Annotated in this window: 3 protein-coding genes; 1 reads left to right on the plus strand and 2 read right to left on the minus strand. The window is 72.4% G+C overall.

Annotated features, from left to right (window positions below; translation table 11 throughout):
• The first annotated feature begins 110 nt into the window (after nucleotides 1-110).
• Nucleotides 111-464 carry a VOC family protein gene (locus AB0O00_RS35570; RefSeq protein ID WP_363658839.1) on the plus strand — a complete coding sequence of 118 codons (354 nt, stop codon included), beginning with the start codon at nucleotides 111-113 and terminating at the stop codon, nucleotides 462-464.
• 80 nt (nucleotides 465-544) lie between these two features.
• Here AB0O00_RS35570 and AB0O00_RS35575 read toward each other — a convergent pair whose 3' ends face one another.
• Together AB0O00_RS35575 and AB0O00_RS35580 are read right to left on the minus strand one after the other, a co-directional pair.
• A complete protein-coding gene (locus AB0O00_RS35575; RefSeq protein WP_363658841.1) occupies nucleotides 545-1,609 on the minus strand; it encodes a serine hydrolase domain-containing protein in 1,065 nt (354 codons plus the stop codon).
• 193 nt (nucleotides 1,610-1,802) lie between these two features.
• A partial coding sequence (locus AB0O00_RS35580) for a TetR/AcrR family transcriptional regulator C-terminal domain-containing protein (RefSeq protein ID WP_363658840.1) occupies nucleotides 1,803-2,482 on the minus strand: 680 nt, incomplete at its 5' end.

The raw sequence follows: 2,482 nt of genomic DNA on the forward strand, positions 1-2,482 counted from the left end.
GTACGAGATACCCGGCACCACGCCAACGCCCGTGTCCCCCGCGCTGGGGGGACACGGGCGTTGGCGTGGTGCCGTCCCGCCCCGATCGCCGTCCTGGCAGGATGGCGGCCATGGAACGTGTACTGGGAATCGGTGGGTACTTCCTGCGGGCCGGCGACCCTGCGGCCCTGAGCGCGTGGTACCGCGACTGCCTCGGCCTGGACGCCGACGCGAACGGGCTCTGGCACCAGGAGACCGGCCCGACGGTGTTCGCGGCCTTCGAGTCCGGCACCGACTACTTCGGATCGACCGCCCAGCGGACCATGCTCAACTTCCGGGTCCGCGACCTGGACGCCATGCTCGCGCAGCTGCGCACCAAGGGTGCGGACGTGGCCGGGGAAACCCAGGACATGGACGGCGTCGGACGGTTCGGCTGGGTCACCGATCCCGAGGGCAACCGCATCGAACTGTGGCAGCCCGCCTGACCGTGCCCCCTACGCGAGTCGCCGACGGCCGCCGATGGTGCCGCCGCGTGTGTGCCTCGGTGCCTCGGCATCGCTCGGCGTCAGCGGCAGAGGGCCGATGCGACGAGGCTCTCGACGTGCTTCATGGTGTCCCGGTCGGACGGCTGGGTCGTCACGGCGATGTCGGCGGCGGCGCTGCCGTCCTCGGTGACGCCGCCGCGGGTCTCGTAGCCGGGGAAGCAGCCGCCGTGGCCCCAGTAGCGGCCGCCGCCGCAGGGCAGGGGCTTGCTCACCAGGCCGAGCCCGTAGCCGGCGCCGGGGCCGAAGGACTCGGCGGGGACGGTCTTCTCCATCTCCGCCAGCTGGGCGGGCTGGAGGAGACCGCCGTGGAGCAGCTCGGAGAAGAACCGGTTGAGGTCGGAGTTGGTGGAGATCATCTGCCCGGCCGCCCAGCCCCAGGACGGGTCGATCTCCGTGATGTCGCGCAGCGGCGCACCCGGCGCGTCCCGGTAGTAGCCCTCGGGGTGCGGCTCGCGGATGGTCTCGTCGCCGGGGCCGGGGAAGTAAGTGTGGCGCAGTCCGGCGGGCTTGATGATGCGGCGTTCGATCTCCGCCGCGAGGGGCCGGCCGGAGACGCGTTGGGCGATCAGGCCGGCCAGGACGTAGTTCGTGTTGCTGTAGCCGAACCGCTCACCCGGGGTGAACTCGGCCTTGTACCGGAGGGCGGTGTCGATGAGCTCGCGGGGCTCGTAGAACCGGGGCTGGAGGTCGGCCTTGAGGTAGTTCGGGATGCCGCTGGTGTGCTGGAGGAGCTGGCGGACGGTGATGTTCCGCCCGTCGATGCCGTCCCCGCGGACGACGCCGGGCAGGTAGTCGTCGACGTGCTTGTCCAGGGCGATCTTCCCCTCGCCGACCAGCTGCAGCACGACCACCGCCGTGAACACCTTGGTGTTGCTGCCGATCCGCACCTGGCCGTCGACCGGCACCTTCGCCCCGGTGGCCAGATCGGCCACCCCGGCGGTGTAGTTGCGGGTGCGGCCGTCGCCCTTCCGGACGCTCGCCAGCGCGCCGGGCACGCCCTCGTCCCGGACCAGCGCGTCGAGCCCCTGCTGGACGGTGTCCGGCCTGGGCGCTGCGAACGCCGTAGCCGGGGCCAGGGCGCTCATCGTCAGGGCGCCGACGGCCGCCACGGCCGCGAGGGCCCTCCAGCGCCGGGACGGACGGGCCTTCTGCTGCGTCTGGTCAAGCACGTGTCGACTCCGGTTCCTCGTCGGGGAAAGCAGCGGGATTCGCTGCTCCCACCCTCTCCGGAACCGCCGGCCCGCGACGATGCTGCTATCCGCCGGGTTGCGGGTGGGGTTAGCCCCCGGTGCGTGCACGACGGGACGGCGGGGTCTCGATCATGAGGGCGATGCCGTCCAGGAGCGGCTTGAGGCCGAACTCGAACAGCGCGTCCAGGTCGAGGTCGTAGCCGTCCCGGCAGCTGCTCGCGATCCTGGTGAACACGGGGTAGCGGGCCGCGCCGGTGATCGCCGCGAAGGCGGGGGCCTGACGGTCCATCCACTGGTCCTCGCTGAGGCCGGTCGCCGCCTGCGCCTGGGCCTCCCGTTCGAGGTGCACCGCGATGCCGTGGATGTGACCGTAGAGCAGGACGTGCAGGTCGAGCATCGTCTCGGGTTCGAGGCCGTGGCCGTCGAGGGCGGCGAGCGCCCACTCCGCGTGGACCATCAGGGCCGGTGCCATCAACGGGCGGGTGAGGGAGCCGACTTGGGCCAGCCAGGGATGCCGGCGGTGGATCCGCCAGAGCGTGCGCGCGCCGAGTTCCAGGCGGGCCCGCCACCCGTCCGGCGGCACCGCCGGGTACGTCTCCTCGGCGTACGCGGCGTCCGCCATCAGCAGGATCAGGTCGTCCTTGCCGGTGACGTACCGGTACGGCGACATCGCGGCGACACCGAGCCTGGCCGCGACGCTGCGCATCGACACCGCGCCCAGGCCCTCGCCGTCGGCGATGTCCACGGCGGCGCGGACGATCCGTTCGC

Origin of the sequence: Kitasatospora sp. NPDC093558 (assembly GCF_040683475.1) — a bacterium.
Taxonomy (GTDB): domain Bacteria; phylum Actinomycetota; class Actinomycetes; order Streptomycetales; family Streptomycetaceae; genus Kitasatospora.